The following is a 24,094-nucleotide window of genomic DNA, read 5'->3' on the forward strand; positions in this document are numbered from 1 at the left end:
TCGCCGGGAAGCCAGTCCGACCAGCTCGCGGATGCCGGAGGCTGGGGCCAAGCGGCCTGTTGCTGCTGAGTTTCATGGGCCGCCGAGCCCGGCGAGGCGACGACAGGCGCCGCGTCCGGGCTCAATTCCGGCTGCAGCCACTGCGACCATTCGGGTTCTTTCGGAGCCTGGGCCCTGGACCCATTGTGCTGGAACAACATTGCTCACCTCCTAGGGAGCGTGTGCGCGATGAAGAGAAGAGAGGAGGAGGGGGCCGGAAGGAGAGGTAGAGACCCCGGCCCCCTCCTCCTAGTTCGACCTGTCCGACCCGGTACCGGGCAGGCCGAGGTCGCCGAGGCTGTTGCTGGACGCGGTGCCCGTAGAGCCCGAATCGGTAAGCGGGAAACGGAATCCGGTCGTCGGGGGCACAGGTGTCGGCGAGGCCGGGACGCCGTTGCGAGGTGCGGGCACCTCTGCCGCGCCGGACGCGGCCAAGTCCTTTGCCGTCGCGGTGAACCAATCGGCCACATATCGCGTGGCGGATTGCCCGTTATCGGTGACCGGATCGTGCTGATAGGAGCCATGCCGCTGGATCACGTCGGAGTACTTGACCCAGGTGGCCGCCTGCAGCATGTCCTGGTTGTCGGTGAGGTTCTGCACGACGGCGTTGAAGGTCTGCTGAATCAACCGCGATCCCGTCGACGGCGGAATCAGTTGCGGCAGAGCACCCAGCAGCTTGGTACCGAAAACCGCTAGGCCGGCAATGGGATCGGTCAGCCCGGCCGCCGCGATCTCGGCGATATTCGTCGGGGTCAGAATCGCCCGCGCCACCGTGACTGCGCTGTTGATGCCGATGGTTGCGACCTTGAACGCCGCCTGCATGACCTGGCCCGGATCCAGCGGCGTCCGCGGATCCGAGGCTTCGGCGATCCGCTCGGAGATCGACTTGCGCGGATTCAACGACAACGACGCAAGGGAGTTGCCAGAGACGTCCTTGTTGACCACGTTGGTCACGGTTTTGATGCCGGTCAGCGCCAGCGACTGCGTGATGGAACCGAGCGCCCGCAGCGGGTCACCACCGAAATCGGCCTGTCCGGCCACGTTGGCTACTGCACGCAACAAAGCAGCGTGGTCGGGCGCGTCGCAGGCCAAATCGCCGCCAGCGCAGAACGATGCGACGCGCCCGGTCAGCGTGCCGAAGTTGGTGGCGATATCGCGCTCGGGCCCGATCCCGCCGCCCGACAGCGCCGCCGGGGTGACATGCGCCAGAGCTGCGATCTCCTTGCCCTGCAATCCCGGCGCGGCCTCCGGCGAGGTGCGGCCGTCAGCACCAGGGAACGGGGCCGCGCCGGGATTGCGGGTCGGGTCACCGAACAGCGCGACAGCTGCGATGCGCTGGGCGGGTACCGGGCCGTGGCCCTGGCCCTCCTGCTGTGCCAGCATCGACACCGCGTGCGCGCCCTGGCTGTATCCGGCCAGCGCGAACTTGGTGGCGGGGCACTGTTTCGCGATATCGGAAATGCGTTGCGACAGTTTGGATGTCGCGTTGGTGACCGACTGCTGATAGGAGGCAGTGCCGCCCGTCAGCGTGAAGCCGCCGAAGGATGCGTCGTAGGGCGTGTTCTCGTGCTTCACGTCGACCCCTGCGGCGGCGGAGTCGGCCATGAAGGGGCCGAATACGTCGGACAACATGCCGGTGTTGTCGTTGGGGGCCGCGCCGGGGGTCGTCTCCCCCGTGCCCTGCACCCCCAGGGCGAACAACACTGGGCAATCACTGTTCGAGCTGGGATCGGCCGATGCGACACCAGATCCGGTGGCAACCGCGACGCCGAGGCCGGTCACAGCGACAGCGGTTGCGGCCGTGCGAATCACGGGCTTCATCGCAGAGCCTCCTGCAATGCCGATAACGCGCCGTTGGCCGCGCCGGTCAGGGGGCCGAACTGCTCCGGGGTGAATGGTGCCTGCTCGGCTGCGACCTGCGCGGCGGCAGTCACCGTGTCGGCGGTCGCGGGACCGGCCTTCGCCGCGGACACCACCGAACTTGTGATCTGGGTGGCCTGCTCGGCGAGCTGGGGCGCCCACGGCTGCGACTGCACAGCCTCACCAGCCGCTGCACCGACAGCGACGGCGCCCTCGAGAGCCTGCGTGCCGCCGGGCTGCGACTGTGCCCAGCCGACGGCCTGCTCTCCCGCGTGGATCGCGGTGTCGGCAGCTACTCGCGCCTGATCGTGCAGCGACGGCGCGGTGCGCCCCTCCTCGGGGGGCGGCGGCGTGTAGTCGCTGCCGTCTCCGGCCGTGGCGACCGCCCCGGTGACCGCGCCGATTGTTGCGCCCACGGCGCCGCCCGCGAGGGCGGCAGGCACACCGGCGGCAGCTGCGCCGATCGCGGCGCCAGCGGCCGCGCCGATGGCGGTCCCGGCTACACCCGAGGTCACGGTCCCGATGCCGGGCACCGGGATCAGCGTTCCTGCGGCCGCACCGGCGACGCCGCCAATGGTGCCGCCGACCAGCCCGCCGACCACCCCGCCGCCGATCGCGGCGGGGACTCCAGCTGCGACCGCACCGGCGGTGAATCCTGTGACCCCACCGAGAACCATCGCGGTGGACATGATGTCCGAGCGGGAGGCATTGACGCCCACCGACTGCAGGAACGCGTTCGTATTGCGCTGCATAAGGGCGATATGGCCGTTGATGTCGTAGACGACGTCGGCAGGCAGACCCGGGTTCGCCCAGGTGGCATCACCGAGCCCGATGCGGTCCACCGGCGCGGGGACGATGATCTTCGGCGGAGTCACCGGTTCGGGCGCATGCAAGTTCGGAATGTCTTGCTGCAGGCCGGGTGCGGGTTTGCTCGGGGTGGTCGAACCCTGCTGTCCGGTGCCTTGGCTGCGCGATGGCGGGGTCCGGTATTCGCTCGGATCGCTCGGCAGATCCGGGGTCGGAACGACCTGCCCCAGCGGCGAATGTTCCTGCGGCCGTTGCGGCGGCGCAGGCGGCGGGGTCACCCCGGCCTGCTCGTTGCTCTTGGGGGACGGGGTCACCCCGGCCTGCTGATCGGTGGGAGGTGATGTGACGCCGGGCTGCGCTTCCGGTGCCGCATGAGCGACACCCGCAGCGGCGACCATGGCAGCCGCCACTGCTTGCAACGCCAAACCTGCCCGTGCTGTGGTGCCCGCGCTGCGCGACCGGTGCCGGCCAGCAGCTGTCTCAGTCACCGGGCCCAGTTCTGCGGTTGTACCGCGCGAACTGACCACGATGCGTTTTACTGTGGACATGCAGACTCTCCTGTTTCTGCATTTGGTTCCGGAGCGGTGCCACCCGTGGATCCGGATCCAGTTACCGGGCCTTTCCCCCCGTGCCACCGGGGGGAAAGGTTCTTCATTTCGAAGCTCTAGCCAGCGACTTTGAGCAGCGGAAATGCTCGTCGTCCGCACCTGCGGTGATCTGCCTCGCCTTCGTTGCTTTTCGATCTCACGTGTCGTGCTACGTGCGAGTATACCCTATTCCCGCACTCGTATTTTCATACGATGGCGGAAACTGGTGAGGGGTGTGGCATGGTTTGTTCCGATGACCGACCAGCGCAAATGGATCGAGCCGCGATGACCAGGAAGGTCACCCGCGGATTCGATGGCGCTCGACTCCGCCAGCTGCGCGAGAACCACCCCACGCTCTCTCGGCGTGCGGAGTTGGCACGAGTCGCTGGGGTCGGCGAGTCGACGATCGATCAGTGGGAACGTGGCCTGAAGTCGCCCTCGGTCAAGCTGTTGGAGCGCGTGGCCATCGCCCTGGGCGTGAGCATGGATCGGCTGATCGACATTCCGGTCGATGAACGGTTTCTCGGGGATTGGCGCGTGCTGCGCGGCATGACTCAGGACGAGGTAGCCGGCGCGACCGGACTGAGTATCTCCACTATCGCCCGCGTCGAGAGCGCGAACGTCGCTTTGTCGCCGGATTACGCTGAGCGACTTGCGAATGCGCTGTCCATCTCGGCCGAGGAAGCTCAGGCAGCTTGGGAACGGGCGCGGAATCGACCGCCTGGCACCAGGGCCTGAATGCTCACCGCGCGCAACAATAAGCCGCGGGTTGATCTGGTGAGTTGGCGGAAGATGGTATCCGCGAAGTGCATCCATTCCGGTGACCCCCTGCTGATCGCAACCGAAAACAGACCTCTTGTCAGGTACTGCTTCCAGTCGCGGGAGTCGCTCACCGGCTGGTGCGTGGGCAGCGTAACACGGCCGATTGTGTTGCGGCAATCACCTTTTTTCGTGGCGCCGAGGGCGCTGACCTGGATCGACACGAATTCATGAGACTGAGTAGGCTCGTTTGTCATGCATTTGCCGCGGTGCTGGGTGGGGATCGACGTGATTGGCACGCGCCTCCACAACGAGATCATGGTGCATTCCGCCGGCGGGGAGAGAGTCGCCCGTTCCCTACGGCGCGCAGCATCCAAGCTCGGATTCGACCGTGAAGGTGAGCAGCTGTTCACCTCAATAGTCAACGAAGCCTTGTCATCCGGGCGGACCGAGGACAAGTCGGCGACCGAGGGCCGGATCGAGTGCCATCAGCATTGGATCACCGCGCCGGACGATGTTCCGGTGGGTCTGATCGTTTACCTCGCGCCTGGCCCCGTGCCCGAGCGTCCTACCTACAACTCGTGGGTTCTGGATCTGGAAAGCGTGACCACTCGCAGCGGCGGCGACGACCTTGCCAGTCTCGGTGACGGACGTCGGCCCGGCGAGGAGCGGCCGATTCGAGATCTGCTCACACTGGTCAATTTCGATGACGCCCCGCACTTCCTGAGTCTCTACTACGACGCGCTCACTGGGAAGAAAGGTGTTCTCGCACATGCGTACTGGTCCATCAGGCGTGGAGACCAGGGACCCTGGAAGCACTTCTGGTCGGCGGCCAATGTCGACACCGAGCTGGACGAACGTCGCAGCGTCTACGGTCTGACGGTGCAGCTGCGCGAGCGGACCCAACTGGATACGCGCTCGCGCAACATGGTTCGCTACACGTCGGCCACTCTGGTCATGGTGGATCCCGCCAAGAAGGTTGTCGTCGCTACCACCGGCGCCTTGGCCGACAAGATAAGCGATGCGAGACTGGCCGAGATCCTCGAGCAGATCGATTTCGACCGCATCATCGATGCAGCCGCCGACACGATGGCCGAAGAAATCATCGACATCGACGGGGCGCCGTTCCGTGTAGCCGCATTCTTGATGCCCGGCGCCCATCAGTCGCCCGTTCTGCCGGTCGCGATCCTGCTCGTCCCGCACATCGACGACAACGCGGCCGCCTGACACGCGGGTGTTGGGCGACAGCGGAATTGCCCTATCACGCGGCGCCGTGTCCTTCACGCCGTGGCCGGCGAGCCGACCACAATGCCATGGATCCGACTGTGTCGATGGAGACGTCCTCGAACGCCGCTTCCAACGCCTGGCGCAGGCCGGGCAGGTCGTCGGCCTGGTTGTGAAATACGCGAATGCGATTGAAGGCCTCGGCGACACCACGGCTCAGGAGTGTGTGCGACACACCGCCCGTCAGCACCGTAGACCCGAAAAACACGCCGTCGTCGGCGGTGGCGGCGGCGATGTGTTCGAAGGCGATCCCCTTGCTGCCCCAGCCATGCCCCGGCACACAGTGCATCAGCAGATTCGCAGCAACCGAAGTGTATTGGCGATCTGTCGGCAAACTCTGGAGGACGGACCCGACATAGATGTCGGGCGTGATTCCACGGTCACGCAGCCGGCGCGCCGAGAACGCCAGGGAGTCCTCACTCAGGTCGAGCAGAGCGATCCGGGGCAGTCTGGTTGGCCAGGTGGTGTGCACGAGATGCCATCCGGTGCCTGGGCCGATATCAAGATGGTCAGCTGATGCATTCCGATTGTAGAGGGCAATTAAATGCTTTGTGGGACAACGCCAGACGAAGCGATTGTTGATTCCGAGGACGCCCAGATCGTAGGCGGCCAACAGCGCAGGGGTATATCGGGCGCCGTCGTACTCGTCTCGAGTGATGTCAGGGGAACGCATAGACGTGACTCCGGGTGCTTGGCGCAGCGAGAGCGCCTCTACCGCAAGGTGGAACTGCGACTCGGGCTCGGGAGTCACTCACCGGCCGGTGCACGAGGCAGCATATCCGCAGCCCGCGCGAAAAGGCAACGGAACTGCAAACTTTGTGTCGCGCCTGAAATGTCGGGTATCAGGTGGTCGACCAGTACGCCCACTCGCCGAAGCCAACCACGCATTCGGTCCGGCCGTCGATCAGGCTAGCCAGCTCATCGGCCGTCGCCTTGTCGATGGCACCGATTGCGGATATGCCGATCACATCCACAGCCCATGCACCAGGCGCCGGGGCGAAGTCGTCGCGCACCCACCGGTCCCGCCAAGGCCCGAGATGAGCGCGCATGGCCGGTTGCAGGCCGAGTGTTACGAGCCTGTCCCACATTTCCCCCAATTGCTCTGCGGTCGGCGCGGGGTGAAGTAGGTGAATGTCGCGCGATCCACGCACAATCTCGTGCCAACGAATCGGTGCGTGAAGTTCACAGACCGCCTCATCGCTGTGCGCTGGCAGGTCCAAGCCATAGGCCTTGCCGCCGTCAGCGTCCCCGACCCACAGCCGTGGAGTGCGGGACCACGGTTCGATCAGCTGCCACAGGGATCGCGGCATTCCTGCCTGGATCTGCCGCACAAAACGCCGCAAATGATCAGGTGACAGGTCTGGTCGGAACTCCGCTTCGATCTCCGATGTCATAGCCTTCCAATCCGTTCAACTGCCCCTGATCACCGTGCTGGCGCATCGACGCCGGTGACAGAGCACCACAGACGGGCCGTTCCCCAATTTCTTGGTCATGATCGTCGCACAACAGCCGCGGATCCGCGAGATACTGCCTGGTCAGTGAGGCTGTCAGACGTTTCCGTACCTGGCAGAGCCACCCTCACCCTCCGCGTCAAGACCACGGACGGTGTGCAGGATCCAGTTGCCTCGGGCGCCGGATTTCGCGTCGTACAGGGAGGTGTCGGCCGCGTCGAGTAGCCACTCCGCTTCCTTGCCGGCGACCGGTGTGACCACGGCTCCGATGCTGGCGGAGATGTGGAGCCGGTGCCCGCCGACGATGAGGGGATGCGAGAGGGCGCCGCGCAGGCGGTCTGCCACAGCCGCGACTCTCCGGGTGTCGGCCGGGGGCGGGATGAGGATGACGAATTCGTCGCCGCCGATTCGCGCGACCAGGCATCCGTCGTCTTGCAGGCTGTCGTGCAGGCGACGGGCGACGGTGGCCAGCACTTGGTCGCCGACACCGTGACCGTATCGGTCGTTGACCTCTTTGAAGTGGTCCAGGTCGGTGAAGCACAGCCCCATCAGATCGTTCTCGCCGGCCTGAGCGATCACCGATTTGAGGGTGTCGAGGAGGTGGCGGCGGTTGGGTAGCTCGGTGAGCGCGTCGTGGCGTGCCTGATAGTGGAGCTGTTCCTGCAGTTGGTGGCGTTCGGTGACGTCTTCGCCGATGGCCAGCAGGTAGTCCGGCCCGAAGGCGCTCCGGACATAGGTGATCGCGAATGTGGCCCATCCGGTGCTGCCGTCCGCGCGTTGCAGGCGCCGTTCGATCTTCGCGGTGCCCGCCCGAGCCGGTACGAGGTCGTCGTAGACCATCTGGCGGATCGCGGCCTGATCGTCGGGGTGGGCGAAGTCGTAGACGCTGATTCCGCGCAGCGACTCGACCGGTACCCCGATCATGTCGGCCAGATGCGGGTTGGCTTCCAGCAGAACACCGTTGGTGTCGCCGATCGCGATGGCGATGGACGCGTGGTCGAAGACGAGCCGGAACCGGCGCTGGCCTTCCTCGACATCGTCGGCCCGGATGGCTTCGGCGAGGAAGTGGTGGCCGTGGCCGAACGCGACGAGCAGGGCCGCCATGCGCGAGCCGGTGTCGGGGTGATCGCTGAACTCGGTGAGCCGGTGGAGGACCGGGGCGGAAAGAACCGGCAGCGCGGGATCGGTGAGCCGGGCACCCGCCAACGCCGCTCCCGCTCGGGAACCGGCGGCGGCATCGAAGGTGTCTGCTGTGAGACCGACGTGAAGGTCTCGTAGGAGGTCACGCAGGAAGGTGACTTCTACCGTGGCGCAGGAAGGATCGGCGGTGATCGTCGAAAGCGCCCGCTCCCATTGCTGGGCGAGTGCCGTGCTCAGGTCGTCGTCCACTACAACTCCCCATCCGAGTCGCTAGCTGCTACTTCGGGTGCGCGGCGGTCCTCCTCCGGCTGGTACTGCTGTCCAAGACGCTGCCGTTTAAAAGTACTGCATGCCCGATGCGTGAGGTACTCGCCGGACCGCTCAACCGTCGTCGGCTGCGGTGAAATCGACCGGCCCGGGGAGATCAGGATCCGGCGAGTCGTGACGTATATCCCACGGCGTAAACAATTTCCGGCGTGGCGCGGGTGCAATACCGGCCCAAGGGTGATAGTCATATGACTATGCCCCGCCGGAGAGAACGCATCGGCCCGCGCCGTGTGAGACGCGATGAGAGCGAGATTGACGACTTGTTCGTGACGATCGACAAGTCGGTGGCGGCGCGTGCACGGAAAGTCGCCGCGTTGAAGAACGTCCATGTCTGGGAGGTCGTCGAGGACGCATTGCGATCGCAACTCCCCGACGAGAGCGAGATCGAGCTGGCCGACCCTACGTTGCTCGAGGTGCCGCAGGCTTCTCGTCGAGCGAGCTGAACCCGCTTGCCGCTGTAGGGCATCGACTCCGGAGGAACGGAAAGCAAGGACCTACCGAACGACTCAGCAACTGAATATGACCCCCAGGGCCCGTTTGGACCCCCAAACGGACCGAGGGCCCCCGGCCGGACAACCGGGAGCCCTCGAAAGATTGTGGGGAGGCGAGCGTCACCTCGCCCCCACCGGGCCCCTCACCAAGAACCAGGATTGGACTCCTCTTGATGACGAACCACTGGTCCCAGGATATCGCACGCCCGCAGACCGAAACAACCGATCGGCAGCGTGTCTCTCCTCGCGGCAATTCGTTTACCGACGTGCTCCCCTACCGCCCGTTGCGGCCTGTGGATGATGAATGGACCAAAACCATCGAGGCCGCGATCGTCGGCCCCTATCGCGGATCCAGCCCCGCCCGCCGGCGTCGCGGGCGAGCCAAGTGCCCGACGAGCCTGGTCCGAGGTCACGTCTGTGGCCATCAATGCACCGCGATTTCCCCCCGCCTACTTGCAATCTGGGGTGGCAAGCAAGCCGCCTGCCGCCGTCTGTGCCGGGTACAGCTCGATCCGCGTCGGGACGACAATGATTCCCCGTACGCAGGCGTGCAGTGCTGGATCACTCGTGAGGCATGGCTCGAAAGTATCGGCAGCACATTCGATCGGCGGTACCGCTCAATCCGGCCGATTTTGGTCAAGAAGCGTGCAGGGGCCAAGAACTCAGGCGGCGGCGTCACGAAGAAGACGTTTCTGAAGGTCGCAACCGTAATGGCGGCCGCCGCGAACAGTGGCACCGGTCGCGAGTGCAGGCTCACGAATGCCTCTATCGCCGAGCGATCCGGTGTATCGGTCACTCAGGTCACCCGTGTGCGTCTGGCGATGCTGCTGATGGGGGTCGCGACCGAGGTGCTCCGTGGACGGCAGCGGACCTACGCCGAGCGGATGGCGAGCTGGCGTGTAGGAGACCGGGCCCGCGGATGGGCGTCGGTGTGGGCGCTGCACCCAGCTCGTGAAGCTGTGGATAACTCGGTGGTCCGTCGTGATGGTGTTTACCCTGGTCAAGACAAGATGGCTACCCATCCCGCTAGGGGTCACTTTTCTTTGAGAAAAGTGACTTCTAGTGGTTCTAACTTGGCGACAGGTTGTGGAAAACGAGGCGCTTCGCGCCGCAATGAGAAGCAGGCGGCTCGCCGAAAAGCTGGGGCGGCGCCTCAGAAAGCCCTCATTTTGGCCCTCAAATGGCTCGCTGACGCACGAACCCCGCTGTGGGCGCAACGTAACCGGGCCGACGCCTGGGCAGTGGTGCTAGCGCCTGCTGCCGAACATGGCTGGACGGCAGACGATCTCAACGACGAGCTGCGCGCCGTCGAAGTACGTCACCCTTTGGCATATGTCCGGGGGATGCTGGCCAAGGTTGATCTGCCGTTCCCTCGCCATATCGTCCGCGAAATCGAGGTGCAGCGGGCCGTCCAAGCGCAAGCGACGATCGATGCTGCTGTTGAGGAAGCTGTCACAGAGGTCAAACAGGCCGTTCGCGCTCGGGCGGATGAAGCGCTCGGTGGCGAGGGCCGCCGGTCCGCACTGGCCCAGGCCTCTGCGATCGGTGAAGCGAGCGAGAATCGTAGAAAGGCTGGGGAGCAATTCGATCACCGGGCCCATTGGCGTCGGTTGGCTCACGGCCGATGACCAGCGCGACGGTGGGCTTGGCTGCGGTTGACGACTACGCCGCGAGTTGCGTCTTGGAGGAGACGGTCGCGGACAGTCAGGCGCTTGTTGATGACGAGCCGAGCGAACAGAGACCCGGCCGGCGGGCCGGGTCTGCTCGCTTGACTCAGTCTTCGTCGTCTGCATGATGCCGCGTCGGCCTGCTTCCGGGATGATTTCCCGACAGCTGCTGGTTAATTCACCCTTGCTTCGATTGGGCTGCGAGGCGCGGATCGCGGCGACGCGGTCGGCGCCTATCACCCTCGTGGTCTGCGGAGTGTCGGAAAAGGGCGTTCCGGTAGAACTCGCCGGATTTTTGGGCGGATATGGTCACACGTTGTGTGTCGGTGGGTGGGTTTACCGTTGTCGTAGTGGCAGTCTCGCGCCTGCCCGCTTCCGACCGCCCGAGCGCCCACGCCGCCGGGTGTGGACGAGGACAAGGGGCTCGGCCTCGCGCGAACGAATCGACTTCGCTTCCACCTCTTGCTGATTCGCGAGTACCGGCGAAGTCGCGTGGGGACTTCGCCGCGGAAAGGAATCGGTCATGACCAGCGACAAAGCGCGCAAGGCAAAGGTTCGGGCGCGGATGGCCCGCACCGGTGAGCCCTACAGCGAGGCCGCCCGACAGCTCGACCAGTCCACCGCCCCCGACGACCTGAAGAGTCTCACCGCGGCGGTGCTGCCCGCACCGGTCGCGGTGATGCAGGCCCGCCATATCGCCGCCGCTCGCATGCATCTGGCGTCCGCGCACGGTCTCGCCGCCGACCACGGGGCACCCGGCACCGCGGAGCGCCACACCCGCCACACCGAGAGAGGGGCGCTCGATACCGCCTACGCGCGGATCCACGAACCCTTGTGGGATCTGCAGCAATACGCCGAACGCAGCGCGCTGGCATCCGGGGCGATCGTTGCTCTGCCCGAGCTGATGAAACCGAACGACCCAGCCGATCAGGCGCTGTATCCGAGCATGCATCTGGGGGTCGCCGTAGTATCGGCCGAATTTCGGGCGGATTTGGGCGTAGTTGCTGGTCAGTGGGTGCGGGATGTGCCGGGGCCGATGAGGCTGGTGAGTTCGCGCATCGCTTGGGGTGAGGGTTTGAAGTAGCGGCGCAGGTTTTCGGCCTTGCGGTGCCGGGATTTGGCCATGAGTTCGAGCAGGCTCGCGCCGGATTCGCCGAGGTGTGTCAGCCCGGAGTGGCGGAGTTCGTGTAGGTCCCATCCGGTTCCGGGCCCGTCGGTGGCGGTGGCGGCGTCGAGTAGATCGCGGGCCTGATCGTAGGACAGCCGTGCGAGTCCGGTGTCGGGGCACAGGTCGCGGTCGGCGAGGTATTTGCCCGGTCCGGGACGGCGGTGGGTCACGAATACCGGTCCGCGGGTACGGCCGCGGATCAATCGCGGTAGCAGCCGGGCGGTGCCGGCGTCCCAGTACACGGTTTCCAGAGCGTGTTCGTGGTGGGTGGCGCCGCGGCGGCGGGTGCGGGGTTTGGCGCCTTTGGACTTCACCCGGGCGCACCGGCCGGCCAGGTCGAGGTCTTCGATGTTGAGCTGGAGCAGTTCCTCTGTGCGAGCGCAGGTCTCATACAGCATCCGCCACAGCGTCTTCTCCCGCAGGTGGATGTCGCGGCGGGAGATGAGCCGGTCGATCGCGGTCCGCGAGCGCACCGGTGTCTCGGAGTCCGGCGGCGTCGAGCGCGCGGCCGATGCCGGGACTGCCGGTGCGTTCCAGCCTTGCTCACGGCACCAGGACAGCCATTTCGAGACCGCGGCGCGGCGCGCGTTCCATGTGTTGACCGCGGCGTGGCCCCAGAGGGATTCGAGGGCTGCGCCGATCTCGTCGTCGGAGACCGAGTCCAGGACCCGGCTGGGACCGGGCAGCCCGTCGCGGTCGCGGCCGTCGAGCTGGTCGACGGTCTTGACGACCGCGACGGTGTAGGCGCGGCGGGTGTTGCCGGGCCTGATGGTGTCCAGGAACGCTTCGGCGGATCCGCGCAGTGTGCGGGGCGCGGCGGTGTGGATCCGGGTCACGGTCGCCGCCATCGGCCCACCTCTCCTGGCTTGCCCCGGATAACGGGGCCGCTTCGTGTCGTCGCCGCGGCGGGATCGCCGCAGGCCGGATCCGATGTTACCCCGGATAACAGCCCGTTATCCGGGGTTATTCGCTCTCGGGGTCGGATGCCCGGATGTGGGTGGCGTTGTCGAGTGCGGTGGTGATCTGCTCGGGTGTGGGCAGGTCGAATCGGCAGCACGCGGTCTGCTGGGGTGGTTCGCCGGTGATCACGTCGATGCCGTCGATCAGAAGCGATGGGGACGGGTAGTTGCCTTCGATTTCGTCGACCCGCACCACCTGAATGGGTGTGCGGCGCAGGGCTTCTGCGAGGGTGTCGCGCACGCGGCCCAGCAGTGGGCAGTCGGGGACGTGCAGCAGCTGGACGTGCGGGCCGGCGTCGGTGTCCTGGTTCACGGGGTGTCCTGTTCGGGGTCGGGGTGCAGGCTGTGCAGCAGCGGGCAGTCTCGGTCGGTCGGCGGTTGGTCGCAGGTGGCAACCAGGCGCGTCAGCGAGGTTCGCATCGCTGCCAACGCGGCGATCCTGGCGTTCAGGTCGGCGATCTTGTTCTGGGCCAGGTGGCGGGTGTCGTCGCACGACTGCGGCCCGCCTTCGGCCAGGTGCAGCAGTGTGTCGATCTCGGCGAGGTCGAATCCGAGTTCCTGCGCGCGCTTGACGAACCGCACGATGCGCACGGCCTCGGGTCCGTATCGGCGGTAACCGCTCTCGGTGCGGGGTGGCTCGGGCAACAGGCCACGTCGCTCGTAGTAGCGCAGCGTCTGGGCATTCACCCCGGCCTGGTGGGCGACCTGTGCGGTTCTCATGACCCACGGTAAACCCGGTACCCGAGTACAGGGTCAACTCGCGCGAGGCGGTCAGCTGCTGGCCCATCCGAGCTCACGACACGTGGCCAGGGCGATGTCGAAGAATTCGGCGACCGGGCGCACATCTCCGCCGGGATGCCGGGCCTGCCATTCCCGTGCCGCGTCGGAGGTGACGAAGAAGTGGCCGTGGTCGCAGAACGTGGCGCGGATGTCGGCGGTGCCGCACAGTGCGGGCTGTGCCACGACCGCGGTCTCGGGGTCCGTGGCGCCCACCGCGTCGGGGCCGACCTCGATGCGGATCGGTCGGCCGGTCGCCGCGCACGGCGACTCCACCAGGGCCGGACGGCCCAGGATCGGCGGGAACAACAGTGTGTCGGCGGCGCAGAACGTGTAGAGCACCCGGGCATCGACGGTGAACCGGTGGACGGTCTCCCGTTGGGTCAGGCCGAATCCCACCAGCCGGCCCTGTTCGTCCCAGTCGGTGCCGGGCTGATCGCGCAGCCACGTCCGCAGCTGCTCGACAGGAATGTCGCCGGCCTCGGCGATCCGCGCCAGCTCGACGGGTCGGCCCGCAGCGACGAGCCGGACCAGCGGCCCGAGGAAGCGCGGCATATCGTCGTGGCGCAGGAACTCGGTCAGGCTCGTGTGCAGATCGTCGGTCATCGTCGTGTCCCTTCACGATGCTTCCGCGTGGTCCCTCCAGCGTCCACCCTGTACCGGGGTACCGAGTCAAGCCGCCGCCGGCCCCCTGCGGACGTGCGCTCTCGCGGACTGGTCAGAACAGGTGTCGCGGACCCGCAGCGGCCGCTACGCGAGCACCTCGTCATCGATGCGGCGGTCCCGCCCTGCGCGTCTGCTCGACGGCGAGCCGGTGATGCTCTGTATTCCAGGGCTCGTTATCCGGGGTATCCGGGTGTGTGAATCGCACTGGTTCGTGCTTACGCTGGGATCATGAACGGGCTTCCTGCATCGTTTCGGGCAGCCGACTCCGACCGGGAACGTGTTGCCCGGCAGCTCGAGTACGAAGTCGGTACCGGGCGGCTGAGCGTGGACGAATATTCCGAGCGGGTTCAGCGGGCGCTCGCTGCCCGTACCCTCGGCGAGCTCGCCGCTCTCACCGATGACCTACCGGTCCCGGTGCCTCCTACCGCGCGTCGATCGCGGTGGCGTCCGGTGATCGTGGCCGTCGCGACCGCCGCGGCAGTAGCACTGATGGGCGGGGGGATCGCTGCGGCAGTCGAGCTGCCAGCGCACATGCCGGCGTCGATGTCGGTGATGCCCGGTTGCTGATGGGGCCGGCTCGCGCTGCCCTGGGTGGTGGTGTGACGTGTGGGCGGGTGTCGGCTCGCCCTGGGAAGGTGTCGGCCTGCGGGGCGGTGCCGGTCGGCGACGGGCACCGCCTCGCAGGTGTCGGTTACATCGGGCAGCAGGGGCCCATGGCTTTGCACAGCCAGTCGCAGATCATCTGGAGCGGGTTCATCGGTCCTCCTTTCTGTTATCGGTTCGGATGGTCGGGCCGGGTGGTCGGGTCGGCGCGCTCGCCGGTGGGGGCCAGGACGAGGAATCCTTGGTGCGGTGCGGGTTTCCAGGCCAGGCGGTGGTGGTAGAGGGCGTGCAGGAATGCCGGTGGCTGGTGGTAGCAGAACACCGAGGCGGTGGTGCCGACGATGGCGGCGGTGTCGGTGAACAGCGGCAGCTCGGCGAGCAGATACCGCACGGCCGCGTGTGTCTGCGCGTCGGTGGGGGCCGCGGTGTCGGGTAGTCGCTGGCCCAGCACCCATCCCGACGCGCTCAGGCACGCGGCGGCGAAGTCCGGGTCGCGGGTGAACTGTCCGGACACCTCGGTGTGCAGGCGGTGATAGGCGGTGTTGGTGCGCAGGGCGGCCGAGTCCAGTACCAGCGGCTCGGGGTCGGGTACGCCGATATCGGTGAGCGCCCGCCGGATCTTGTTGCCGAGCCAGCGGCCCTGGCGGCGGGCCTTGTGCGCGGCCTGTTGCGGGGTGTAGCCGAGGGCTTGCAGGGTGTAGGCCGACGGGCCGTCGGGCACGTAGAAGTGCACCGAGGCGAACCGTGGGCGTGCCCAGCGGGCCAGGGCGGTGATGCGGTCGGTGGTGAAGTAGCTGTTGAACGGGCTGATCCCGATGCATGCGTGATCACCGGCGTCGGCGAGCGCACGGCAGCGGCCGGTCAACGCCTCGGCCGTGAACGCGGCCGACGCGACGGTGCGGGTCGTGGTGGCGTGGTCTTCAGCGGATTCGACGGTCATACCCAGCAAGGGCCTTTCGGTCGGAGCACAACAGTGACAGGGCAGATGGCAGCCGTGCGGTCACCGGATCGGCCGGGCCCGGGGACACGGGCGCCGGAAGCGGCAGGCCATCCGGTGAGAACACCGCGGGTGTGCGACGCAGCGATGGGCGACCGTCAGCTCACGCGGACGGTGGTCGCCGGGGATCCGACGCCGCTACCGGACGGCGGCGCAGCGGGAAAACCCTCCGGTGGCGTGGGCGGGCACTGGGTGCTGCCGGGCGCGGATGGTTTTCCGGGGGGCGCGCCACAACGGTGAGGCGGTGCGTAGCACGGGCTGCCGGTTCGTCATGGGCGACGAACCGGTGCATGCCGGGTTTATGTCCGCAGGACGCAGAGCGCGGAGAGGCTGGGTGGGCGTGGCGGCGCCGATGCCGGGCGCCGGGCCCGCAGTGGCAGCGGGAGCCGATGCGGGGACCGGATCAGTGCGGGGTGAACGAGGGCCAGGGCGACCAGCAGCGCCAGCGACACCGCCAGGCAGGCCATCGCGATATCGCAGGCCAGCGCGGGAGTGCCGGGATCGGCATTCGTGCGCGGTGTCAGCGCGGCGGCGGTGACGGTGTCGCGCGGGCCCGAATGCGTCACGGGGTCGATCCCGTGGTGCGGCATGTCCCCGCCGCTGTCGCTGCCGACGGCAGCGACAGGGGTGGCGGTCATGGTCGGACTCATGGTCATCGCCGAACCCGTGGCACAGTGCGCGTTCTGGATCGCCACGATGCCCGCCAGCACGGCCAGCACGACGAGCAGCCGGGCGATACCGGCTCGTCGCACAGCGGGCGGGGCAGCGATCACAACCGCGATACTACCGGGCGTCGTACTCGGTTTGGCTGCCGGCGCTCGCCCCGGTGCGGGCCGGGCGCAGGGCGAGCACGGCCAGGGCGAGGGCACCACAGGTGATGTAGGTGTCGGCGAGGTTGAAGGTGGGCCACCAGCCGGTGTGCAGGTAGTCGGTGACCACGCCGTCGCCGACACGGTCGGCGAAGTTGGCGATCGCGCCGGCGAGGATGACCGCCAGCGGCGGCCACGCCATCGAGGACCCGGGCCCGGTGGCCCGCCAGGTGAGCACCGTGATGCCGGTGATGATCGCCCCGATGCCGGTGAGCAACACGGCGGCGGGCAGCGTGTCGCCGAGGCTGAACGCGATGCCGGGGTTGTGGGCCAGCCGCAGCCCGACCACGGGCAGCTCCACGATGCGGCCCGCGGTCAGGCCGCGCTCGGCCCAGGCTTTCAGCCCCAGATCGAGCGCGGCCAGCACCGCCACGACAGCGACCGCCGCGAGACGGGCTCGCGCGGCCGAGGCGCGATCGGTAGTCCTCATGCCGAGGTCCCCGCTGTCGCGGTCTGCGGCAGCGGTGCCACCGACCGGCCGGGGGCGGGAGCCAGCGGTGCGGTGCGTCCTGCGCGGACACCGTTGGCAATGACCACGATTTCGGCGAGCTCGTGGACGGCAACGACGGCGGCGAGACCGAGGATCCCGAACAACGCCAAGGGGATCAGGATCGTGATCAATCCGAGGGACAGTCCGACATTCTGGAACATGATGCGGCGGGCACGTCGGGCGTGCCCGAATGCCTGCGGCAGATGCCGCAGGTCTTCGCCCATGAGCGCGATGTCGGCGGTTTCGATGGCGACGTCGGTTCCCATGGCGCCCATGGCGATACCGAGGTCGGCGGTGGCCAGCGCGGGGGCGTCGTTGACGCCGTCGCCGACCATCGCGGTCCGGCGTTGGCCGCGCAGCTTCTCGACCAGGCGGGCCTTGTCCTCGGGCCGCAACTCGGCATACACGTCATCGATCCCGACGTCGTTCGCCAAAGCTGTTGCGGTGGCGTCGTTGTCGCCGGTGAGCATGGCGACGTGGAAGCCGTCGGCATGCAACCGCGCGATGACTTCGGCGGCTTCGGGGCGCAGTTCGTCGCGCACGGCGATCGCGCCGATGACCCGCCCGTCATCCTCGACCAGCACAGCGGTCGCCCCGGCTTCCTGCATCCGCGCCACATCGGCGGCCAGCACACCGGTGTCGAGCCAGCCGGGACGGCCGAGCCGCACGCGGCGGCCGTCGAGATGCCCGGTGAGCCCGGCGCCGGTGACCGCCTCGACCTCAGTGGCCGGGTCGGCGTGGTCGACGGCGGCGAGAATCGCCGCCGCAAGGGGATGTTCGCTGCGAGCCTCCAGCGCGGCGGCCACGGCCAGCACCTGCTCACGGGTCACCCCGTCGATGGTGGCGACGTCGATGACGGCGGGACGGTTGGCGGTCAGGGTGCCGGTCTTGTCCAGCGCGACCCCGCGAATCGCGCCGAGCGCTTCGAGGGCGGCGCCGCCCTTGATGAGGACGCCGAGTTTGCTGGCCGCGCCGATCGCGGCGACCACGGTGACCGGGATCGCGATGGCCAGCGCACACGGCGACGCGGCGACCAGCACGACCAGCGCGCGGTCGATCCACACCACGGGATCACCTGCCAGGGCACCGATTCCGGCGATGAGCGCGGCGGCGACCATGATTCCCGGGACGAGGGGTGTGGCGATGCGGTCGGCCAGGCGCTGGCCCGCGCCCTTGCGGGACTGCTCGGCCTCGACGATCGCCACGATCCGCGCCAGGGAGTTGTCTTCGGCGGTGGTGGTGACCTCGACCTCCAGCACACCGGCGCCGTTGATCGATCCGGCGAACACCTCGCCGCCCGGACCGGCCTCGACCGGCACGGATTCGCCGGTGATGGCGGAGGTGTCCAGGGCGGTGCGGCCCGTGCGGATGATGCCGTCGGTGGCGACCCGCTCACCCGGTTTGACGATCATGCGGTCCCCGACCCGCAAGTCGGTGGGGGCGACGACGGTTTCGGTACCGTCGCGCAGCACGGTCGCGGTGTCGGGCGCCAGCGACAGCAGCGCGCGCAGACCGTGGCGGGTGCGGGCGATCGAATACTCTTCCAGCCCTTCGCTGATGGAGAACAGGAACGCCAGCATCGCGGCCTCGCCGACCTCGCCGAGCGTGACCGCGCCGATAGCGGCGATGGTCATCAGCGTGCCGACACCGATCTTCCCCTGCACCAAGCGTTTCACCGTGGAAGGGACGAACGTATACGCGCCGGCCAGCAACGCCACCCACTCCAGCACCCGCACAGCGATATCGGGCCCGCCGGTCCAACTCGTGATCCACGCGGCCACCAGGAACACACCCGACACCGCGGCCCAGCGCAATTCGCCGACCTCCCACAGCTTCTCGGGCTCACGTTGCTCGCCGTCGCCGGTGGCGGGTTCGTCGTGGCCGCAGCCGCACGCATCGCTCATCGGATGGTCTCCTCGGCGGTGTCGAATGCAGTGCCGGTGCCGGTGCCGTAGTTGGGGCACAGCGCGACCGCGTTGCCGGTCGCGGCCAGCAGCGTCTCCGCGGCCGCGAACAGATCCAGGAGCTCCGGGCGGGCCAAAGCGTAGAACATCTGCCGGCCCTCGGGGCGGCCGGTGATCAACCGGCAGTCCCGCAGGCACGCCAGATGCGAGGACACCGTGGACTGCGGCAGCCCCAGCGCCCGAGTCAGGTCCACCACCCGCGCCTCCCCGCAGGCGAGGTGCCGCGCGATCGCCAGCCGGGTGGGGTCGGACAGGCTGTGGAACAACGCCACCGCACCGGCGAGGTCGTCACGCACCGATCCATCGACCGGGCCGGGTTTAATCGACATAATCCGATGATATCTCAAAATAAGGATTGGTCCACGGGGCGATCACGTCACAGTGACGCCCGGCGGGCTGCCGGCCCCGGTCAGATCAGAACAGGGTGTCGCGCACACGCAGCGGCCGGTAGCCGGTCGGCCCGAGCTGGGCCAGCTCGGCGTCGATGTCGACCTCGATCGCGCCGAAGAAGTTGATGTTCTCGCTGTGTGCCGGGCTGATATGGGCCAGCACCTCGTCATCGATGCGGCGCCCGGCCCGGCGCAGCTGCTCGACCGCGAGCCCGTAATACTCCGTGGTCCAGGCGATCACGGCGTTGGTGGCCAACGTGAGGCACCAGGCTTGCCCGGTTTGGTCGTCGAGCTGCCGCGCCCGGATCGTGCCCTCGTGCGCATACAGCAGGTCGCGGCGCAGGGCGTGCAGGGATTCGCCCTTGTTGAGCTGGCGGGAGATCTTGCGCCGGTAGTCCGGATCGGACAGGTAGCGGGCGGCGTAGACGGTGCGGCGCACCGCGCCGTACTCCTTGAGCGCGGTGGCCAGGGTGTTCTGCCGTCCGGACGCGGACAGCTTGCCGACCAGCAGCGAGGCGGTGGCGTGCCCGAACTTCAGCGACCCGGCCAACCGGAGCAGGTCGTCCCAGTGCTCGGCGATCAGCTCGAGATTGGCCCGCCGTGTCATCAGCGGCCCGGCGTGCGGGAACCGGGCCTCGGTGTCGCGGCGGGCGCCGGGACGGTACAGCGTGATGCGCCCGAGGTCCCGGATCCGGGGCGAGAGCTGCATCCCGAGCAGATCGAACAGCCCGAAATTGACCAGGGTCACGCCGTGGGTGTCGGTGGCGTGTTCGGTGATCGGCAGATCCGTGGCGTTGCCGAGGATTTCATCGAGCACGTAGTGTGCTTCGCGTTTCGTGGCGACGATGATCTTCGTGCCGTAGGTGGCGTGCTGATCGGTGACATGGGTGTAGGTCGACAGCACCCGGCCGCCGTGGATGACCATCTCCCGCGCCGTCGTCGACTTGCCCCGCACCGGGAACCGCTGCCCATCACTCGAGGACAGTGTGCCCGCACCGAACACCGCAGTCAGCGGCAACCTTTGGTGGTAGTCGATGATCGCCAGATTCGCCGCACGCAGGGTCTCTTCCCGCACATACCATTCCGCCGTCCACGCGAGGATGTCGTAGGAGATCCCGCACGCTTCGGCCATCCGGGTCACACCGAGGTTCGTCGAATAGGCCAGCAGCACCGCGATGAGGTTGCGTTTGAGCTCCGGGGTACGGGTCTGTTTGCCCGAGGCGTGAGTGAAGCAGTCCAGGTAGCCGGTGCGTTTGTCCAGCTCGATCAGCAGCGACACGATCGGCGCGAACGGCAGCATCTCGGTCAGCTCCGCCTTGAGCGAAACCGCCTCCGCGGGAACGTCTTCGGCGGTCAACGGCGAGATCACCAGATCCCCGCCCTCGTCCACACGCACCGGGCCGTCCCCGCCGGACAGCACCGCCTCCAGCCCTTCGACCGCCTCGTGCAGCTCGTCGGTCACCGCGGCCAGGGCTTCGCCGGGGTCGGCGGGTTTGCCGACCAGGCGGCAGAACTCGGCCCGCTGCGGGCCCCATTGGTCGGTGGTGAGCAGGTAGGCGGCCGGATCGGCGTAGCGGCGCGAGCCCGGCACGTACACGTCCCCGCTGCGCAAACCGTCCCGCAGCCCCAGCAGCACGCACAACTCCCAGTAGTGCCGATACCCGGTGGCGCTGCCCGACTTCCGGGCCTCCTCGAGATAGCCGCGCCACTTGGCCGGCACGAACCCGTCCGGGGCCTCGTCGAACACCTTGCGGCGGCCGGTCGCGTTCAGCTCGCGCAGCATGTCCACCGCGAGCAACAGTTCGGTCGCCGCGGTCCCACCGGCGAACCGCACCGCCGAGAGCACCGCCGGGGTGAACTGCCGCAAATAGTTGTAGGACAAGTCCAGCGCGGCCAGATGCCCGTGATCCCGCGGAAGCCGCGGTTTGGCCTGCGCGATCGCAGCCCGCAACCGCTCCCACCCGATCGCATCACCCCGGATCAAACCACCGATTTCCTCATCGCCGATCTGCGGATCGGTGACGATAGCCAGCAACTCATCGAGGAGGGCTTGGCGGTCCTCACCGGTTTTGCCGCGCTCGGCCAGCTGCTGCTGCATGCGCCGCTCCGCCTGCCCGAACTTCGCCGAGATCGCCTGATCGAACAGCGCCACCACCTCATCGAGCACGTCGGTGCCCGACTGCGCCAGCACCGTCAACAAGATCGGATACCGGCGCTGCGGGTCACGACGTTCGAGGGCCTGCGGGGTCAAACGTCGGCCCATCGTGGCCAGGAACCGGCGCCGCTCGGCGGGCAACACCGACATATCGAGCCGATCCGCGCCCATCCCGCGCAGGAAACCCAGCTTCTCGACCTCGGCCTTCACCGCCTGCGCCGACGCCTCCACCGGAGGCGTCGACAGCCACCGCAACCGCGAAACCCCGAGCGAAGCATCGGTGACCAGCAACGCGTCCAGCTCCGCGCACCGCTCAGGTGTGAACTCGTCCGCGAGCCGGTCATAGGTCTCGGTCTGCGCCTGATGGCGGGCGTGCGCGACTCGTTCCACCACCGTAACCGGGCCCGGCCGGATCACCCGAGCCGAGATCAGATACTCACAGCCCAGCCGGAACAACAGCGTCGGGGAATCATGCTCCATCGCCCGCGCCAGCAAGAACTCATCCAACTCCTTGAACTCCAACGGCCCGGCCGGCCGCCAACCCAGATACTGAGCGGCCAGCCGCACATGCTCGGTGCGGGTCTTGACACGCTTGCCATACGAGCCGATCTGGACCGGGTCCACCCGAAGCTGCTCAGCGAGCCGGGCCACCGCCACCGCCGGCGCCATCGCCACCCGGTCCGGCACGAACCCCAGCCACGGCAACGTGCACAACGCGACCGCCAAACCCAACCGATCCGCCGGACCCCGGCCACGGCCCGGATCCACGAACGCCAGATCCGCCGGAGTCAGCGTGAAATACCGGAACAACTCCTCCCGGCTGATTTCCGGGAACCCCCGCAGACGCTCCAACTCCTCGTCCGCGAACACCCGCGTCGCCACGAACCCCAACCTCCAGCACGCCGATCAACCCTCATCAGCAGCCAAGCCAAGCATCAACCACCCGGCCCCGCACCCCGAACGCCAAAACCGTTCTCTACCAGCCCACTCCGCCAAATCCGCCCGAAATTCGGCCGATACTACGGCGACCCCATCTGTGGTGCGCGAGCGGTCGGGGCCACACCCTGCCCCAGCCCGGACAAGATCCCGGCGCGGCCGAGGCCGAGGCCGGCGACCGAGTGCGGCACCTGCTGCCGGGACCGGTGTCCACGACCCAGCTGGTACCGGCGGGGGTCAGCGGCATGAACACGGCCAAGGCCACCGATATCGTGCCCGGCACGCCCGCGGAGTCGATCTGGGAAGCTCAGCGCGTCCTCAACCGCTACGGCTGCGACTGGATGTACCGCGCTGGCGACTCACCGGCGGACCTGGCCGCCGCGCTCGACGGCTGCAACCGGCTGTTCGACGACCTGATCGGCACTATCGCCACCGTGCTGGACGAGATCGCGCGCCGCGACGACGAAGGCACCCTGACCGGCGTCGACCGCGCCGCCATCGACCAGGCCCGCGCGGTGACCGACTTCAACAAGCTCGGCAAACTGCGCTCCGCCCTGCGATCGGCGCGCGCGGCGATCACAGGTGCCCGCGCCGAGCTGCCGAAACCGCGCGGCGGACGCGTATCCGACGCGCTGGCCCGCACGATGCACGGCCGCACCAACGCCCAGATCCGGAACGCGCTGGGCGAAGAAGTGTTCGTCAACCGGCACATCGGCAAGGTGACCGCCCCGAACTACACCCGCGCCGACGCCCTGGCCCGCATCCTGGCCTGGATGCACGCCACCGGCGCCACCACCTACGACCAGGCCGCCCACGCCACCACCGACCCCGCCCGCGCAGAAGGCTGACACGCGCCCAGCAACGCCGAACCATTCACCCCAGCTGGGTGGTTCGGCGCTGCTGCATATCCGCCCAAAAATTCGGCGAGTTCTACCGGAAACCCAGAAACGCCGAAATCCCGCGAAGCATGTACCCAACTCACGCCCCTCCGCCGGCGTCGCACTCCCTGCCTGGGACTCAGTTCGGCGCGAGCACACTGTTGGGGCAATAGGCGCTATTCGCCGGACTGAACGATCACTCGTTCGTAGTAGTCCTCGGCGAGAGCAGAACGGAGATGCGCAGGCCCATCCAGAAGGATATGGATGTCGTCCACGATGCTTCCCGCCTCTGCGATCGCTTCCCGCAATGGAGCTGAAATCCCCTGCGCGGCCGCTAGATCTGTCAGAACTGCACGAGTTGCCGTCACGGTCCGCATTGCTGCCTCGCGCAGATACCGAGCAGACGCACGGATACGGGGAAGACTTTCGGCATCCTCGAGTAGCTCGATCACCCGCGTATCGATCACGTCGTCGAGCAACTGTTCGTCCACCACGGCGGCGATGTCCTCATGCGCGGCCACGACGGCAAGATTGATCGCGGCCAGTTCGCTCGCACGGGCGCTCGACGCCTGTCCGCTGAGAACCGCGGCCGCGAGGGTCAGTGCACCGAATCCCGTGTGGGCGTATGCCAGAGCCATGGGTGCAGTGACGTCCGACGGCATGGCCTCGAGTCGCTCAGCCGTCTCGTTCACCAAATCCACAACACCCGCCACGCCTCCGAGACTACGGCGCGCAGTGCCCCGCGCCGCCGAAGGACCGTCATCGTGCCGCCGACGGGAGTAAGTTCCACGCCATCCCCATCCCCGCCGGGGGCCGCGATGGCTGCCCAAC

At 67.7% G+C, this 24,094-nt stretch carries 23 protein-coding genes; 7 read left to right on the forward strand and 16 right to left on the reverse strand.

Features of this window, described 5'->3' with window-relative positions; all coding sequences use genetic code 11:
- Positions 1-288: 288 nt before the first annotated feature.
- Positions 289-1,821 (reverse strand): cutinase family protein, encoded by a 1,533-nt coding sequence (locus NA3_RS31870; RefSeq protein ID WP_167355069.1) that lies wholly within the window; start codon positions 1,819-1,821, stop codon positions 289-291.
- Positions 1,822-1,856: 35 nt separating this feature from the next.
- Positions 1,857-3,125 (reverse strand): hypothetical protein, encoded by a 1,269-nt coding sequence (locus NA3_RS31875; protein ID WP_128145828.1) that lies wholly within the window; start codon positions 3,123-3,125, stop codon positions 1,857-1,859.
- 453 nt (positions 3,126-3,578) lie between these two features.
- On the opposite strand from NA3_RS31875, the gene NA3_RS31880 reads away from it, so the two are divergent.
- Both NA3_RS31880 and NA3_RS31890 read left to right on the forward strand, forming a co-directional pair.
- Positions 3,579-4,031, forward strand: coding sequence for a helix-turn-helix domain-containing protein (locus NA3_RS31880; protein ID WP_062968187.1), 453 nt, complete (start codon positions 3,579-3,581; stop codon positions 4,029-4,031).
- Positions 4,032-4,328: 297 nt separating this feature from the next.
- The gene (locus NA3_RS31890; protein WP_128145826.1) at positions 4,329-5,279 is read left to right on the forward strand and encodes a hypothetical protein; all 951 of its coding nucleotides are present in this window, start codon (positions 4,329-4,331) and stop codon (positions 5,277-5,279) included.
- A 34-nt stretch (positions 5,280-5,313) separates the two neighbouring features.
- On the opposite strand, the gene NA3_RS31895 is transcribed toward NA3_RS31890, so the two are convergent.
- The 3 genes from NA3_RS31895 to NA3_RS31905 all read right to left on the reverse strand — a co-directional run bounded on the left by NA3_RS31895 (position 5,314) and on the right by NA3_RS31905 (position 8,176).
- Complete coding sequence (locus tag NA3_RS31895; RefSeq protein WP_227995668.1) at positions 5,314-5,949, reverse strand: class I SAM-dependent methyltransferase; 636 nt, start codon at positions 5,947-5,949, stop codon at positions 5,314-5,316.
- A 229-nt stretch (positions 5,950-6,178) separates the two neighbouring features.
- The gene (locus NA3_RS31900) at positions 6,179-6,730 is read right to left on the reverse strand and encodes a hypothetical protein (RefSeq protein WP_128145825.1); all 552 of its coding nucleotides are present in this window, start codon (positions 6,728-6,730) and stop codon (positions 6,179-6,181) included.
- A 153-nt stretch (positions 6,731-6,883) separates the two neighbouring features.
- On the reverse strand, positions 6,884-8,176 hold the full coding sequence (locus NA3_RS31905) for a sensor domain-containing diguanylate cyclase (RefSeq protein WP_062968070.1): 1,293 nt from the start codon (positions 8,174-8,176) through the stop codon (positions 6,884-6,886).
- Positions 8,177-8,520: 344 nt separating this feature from the next.
- On the opposite strand from NA3_RS31905, the gene NA3_RS31910 reads away from it, so the two are divergent.
- The 3 genes from NA3_RS31910 (at position 8,521) to NA3_RS31920 (ending at position 11,496) form a co-directional block, all read left to right on the forward strand.
- Complete coding sequence (locus NA3_RS31910; protein WP_157126615.1) at positions 8,521-8,697, forward strand: hypothetical protein; 177 nt, start codon at positions 8,521-8,523, stop codon at positions 8,695-8,697.
- 221 nt (positions 8,698-8,918) lie between these two features.
- Positions 8,919-10,373, forward strand: a complete 1,455-nt coding sequence (locus NA3_RS37275; RefSeq protein ID WP_128145824.1) for a replication protein — start codon at positions 8,919-8,921, stop codon at positions 10,371-10,373.
- Between the two features lie 562 nt (positions 10,374-10,935).
- On the forward strand, positions 10,936-11,496 hold the full coding sequence (locus NA3_RS31920) for a hypothetical protein (protein WP_062968074.1): 561 nt from the start codon (positions 10,936-10,938) through the stop codon (positions 11,494-11,496).
- Here NA3_RS31920 and NA3_RS31925 read toward each other — a convergent pair.
- From NA3_RS31925 to merB, 4 genes are all read right to left on the reverse strand, one after another.
- Positions 11,421-12,428, reverse strand: coding sequence for a tyrosine-type recombinase/integrase (locus tag NA3_RS31925; protein ID WP_062968076.1), 1,008 nt, complete (start codon positions 12,426-12,428; stop codon positions 11,421-11,423). The genes NA3_RS31920 and NA3_RS31925 overlap by 76 nt on opposite strands.
- Positions 12,429-12,543: 115 nt before the next feature.
- Positions 12,544-12,852 (reverse strand): hypothetical protein, encoded by a 309-nt coding sequence (locus NA3_RS31930; protein ID WP_062968078.1) that lies wholly within the window; start codon positions 12,850-12,852, stop codon positions 12,544-12,546.
- Complete coding sequence (locus tag NA3_RS31935; RefSeq protein WP_062968080.1) at positions 12,849-13,259, reverse strand: MerR family transcriptional regulator; 411 nt, start codon at positions 13,257-13,259, stop codon at positions 12,849-12,851. The genes NA3_RS31930 and NA3_RS31935 overlap by 4 nt, the downstream gene beginning before the upstream one ends.
- Before the next feature lie 51 nt (positions 13,260-13,310).
- The gene (gene merB / locus NA3_RS31940) at positions 13,311-13,922 is read right to left on the reverse strand and encodes an organomercurial lyase MerB (protein WP_062968082.1); all 612 of its coding nucleotides are present in this window, start codon (positions 13,920-13,922) and stop codon (positions 13,311-13,313) included.
- 288 nt (positions 13,923-14,210) lie between these two features.
- Between merB and NA3_RS31945 the strand changes: the two genes are divergently transcribed.
- Positions 14,211-14,549, forward strand: coding sequence for a DUF1707 SHOCT-like domain-containing protein (locus NA3_RS31945; protein WP_062968084.1), 339 nt, complete (start codon positions 14,211-14,213; stop codon positions 14,547-14,549).
- Positions 14,550-14,754: 205 nt separating this feature from the next.
- Here NA3_RS31945 and NA3_RS31950 read toward each other — a convergent pair whose 3' ends face one another.
- The 6 genes from NA3_RS31950 to NA3_RS31975 form a co-directional block, all read right to left on the reverse strand.
- A complete protein-coding gene (locus tag NA3_RS31950; RefSeq protein WP_084492048.1) occupies positions 14,755-15,525 on the reverse strand; it encodes a tRNA-dependent cyclodipeptide synthase in 771 nt (256 codons plus the stop codon).
- 356 nt (positions 15,526-15,881) lie between these two features.
- Positions 15,882-16,355: a hypothetical protein gene (locus tag NA3_RS31955; protein ID WP_128145821.1), complete on the reverse strand. Its 474-nt coding sequence runs from the start codon at positions 16,353-16,355 to the stop codon at positions 15,882-15,884.
- 10 nt (positions 16,356-16,365) lie between these two features.
- The gene (locus NA3_RS31960; RefSeq protein WP_062968087.1) at positions 16,366-16,881 is read right to left on the reverse strand and encodes a signal peptidase II; all 516 of its coding nucleotides are present in this window, start codon (positions 16,879-16,881) and stop codon (positions 16,366-16,368) included.
- Positions 16,878-18,845: a heavy metal translocating P-type ATPase gene (locus tag NA3_RS31965; RefSeq protein WP_062968089.1), complete on the reverse strand. Its 1,968-nt coding sequence runs from the start codon at positions 18,843-18,845 to the stop codon at positions 16,878-16,880. The genes NA3_RS31960 and NA3_RS31965 overlap by 4 nt, the downstream gene beginning before the upstream one ends.
- On the reverse strand, positions 18,842-19,234 hold the full coding sequence (locus tag NA3_RS31970) for an ArsR/SmtB family transcription factor (RefSeq protein ID WP_062968091.1): 393 nt from the start codon (positions 19,232-19,234) through the stop codon (positions 18,842-18,844). Before NA3_RS31970 ends, NA3_RS31965 begins: the two co-directional genes overlap by 4 nt.
- 85 nt (positions 19,235-19,319) lie before the next feature.
- Positions 19,320-22,331, reverse strand: coding sequence for a Tn3 family transposase (locus NA3_RS31975; RefSeq protein ID WP_062968093.1), 3,012 nt, complete (start codon positions 22,329-22,331; stop codon positions 19,320-19,322).
- 260 nt (positions 22,332-22,591) lie between these two features.
- Here NA3_RS31975 and NA3_RS31980 point away from each other — a divergent pair, with 260 nt between their 5' ends.
- Positions 22,592-23,233 (forward strand): hypothetical protein, encoded by a 642-nt coding sequence (locus NA3_RS31980; protein ID WP_218021930.1) that lies wholly within the window; start codon positions 22,592-22,594, stop codon positions 23,231-23,233.
- Between the two features lie 206 nt (positions 23,234-23,439).
- Here NA3_RS31980 and NA3_RS31985 read toward each other — a convergent pair whose 3' ends face one another.
- Positions 23,440-23,976, reverse strand: a complete 537-nt coding sequence (locus NA3_RS31985; RefSeq protein WP_128145848.1) for a hypothetical protein — start codon at positions 23,974-23,976, stop codon at positions 23,440-23,442.
- Positions 23,977-24,094 lie beyond the last annotated feature (118 nt).

Source organism: Nocardia africana NBRC 100379 (genome assembly GCF_001612635.1).
In the GTDB taxonomy this organism is placed as follows: domain Bacteria; phylum Actinomycetota; class Actinomycetes; order Mycobacteriales; family Mycobacteriaceae; genus Nocardia; species Nocardia africana.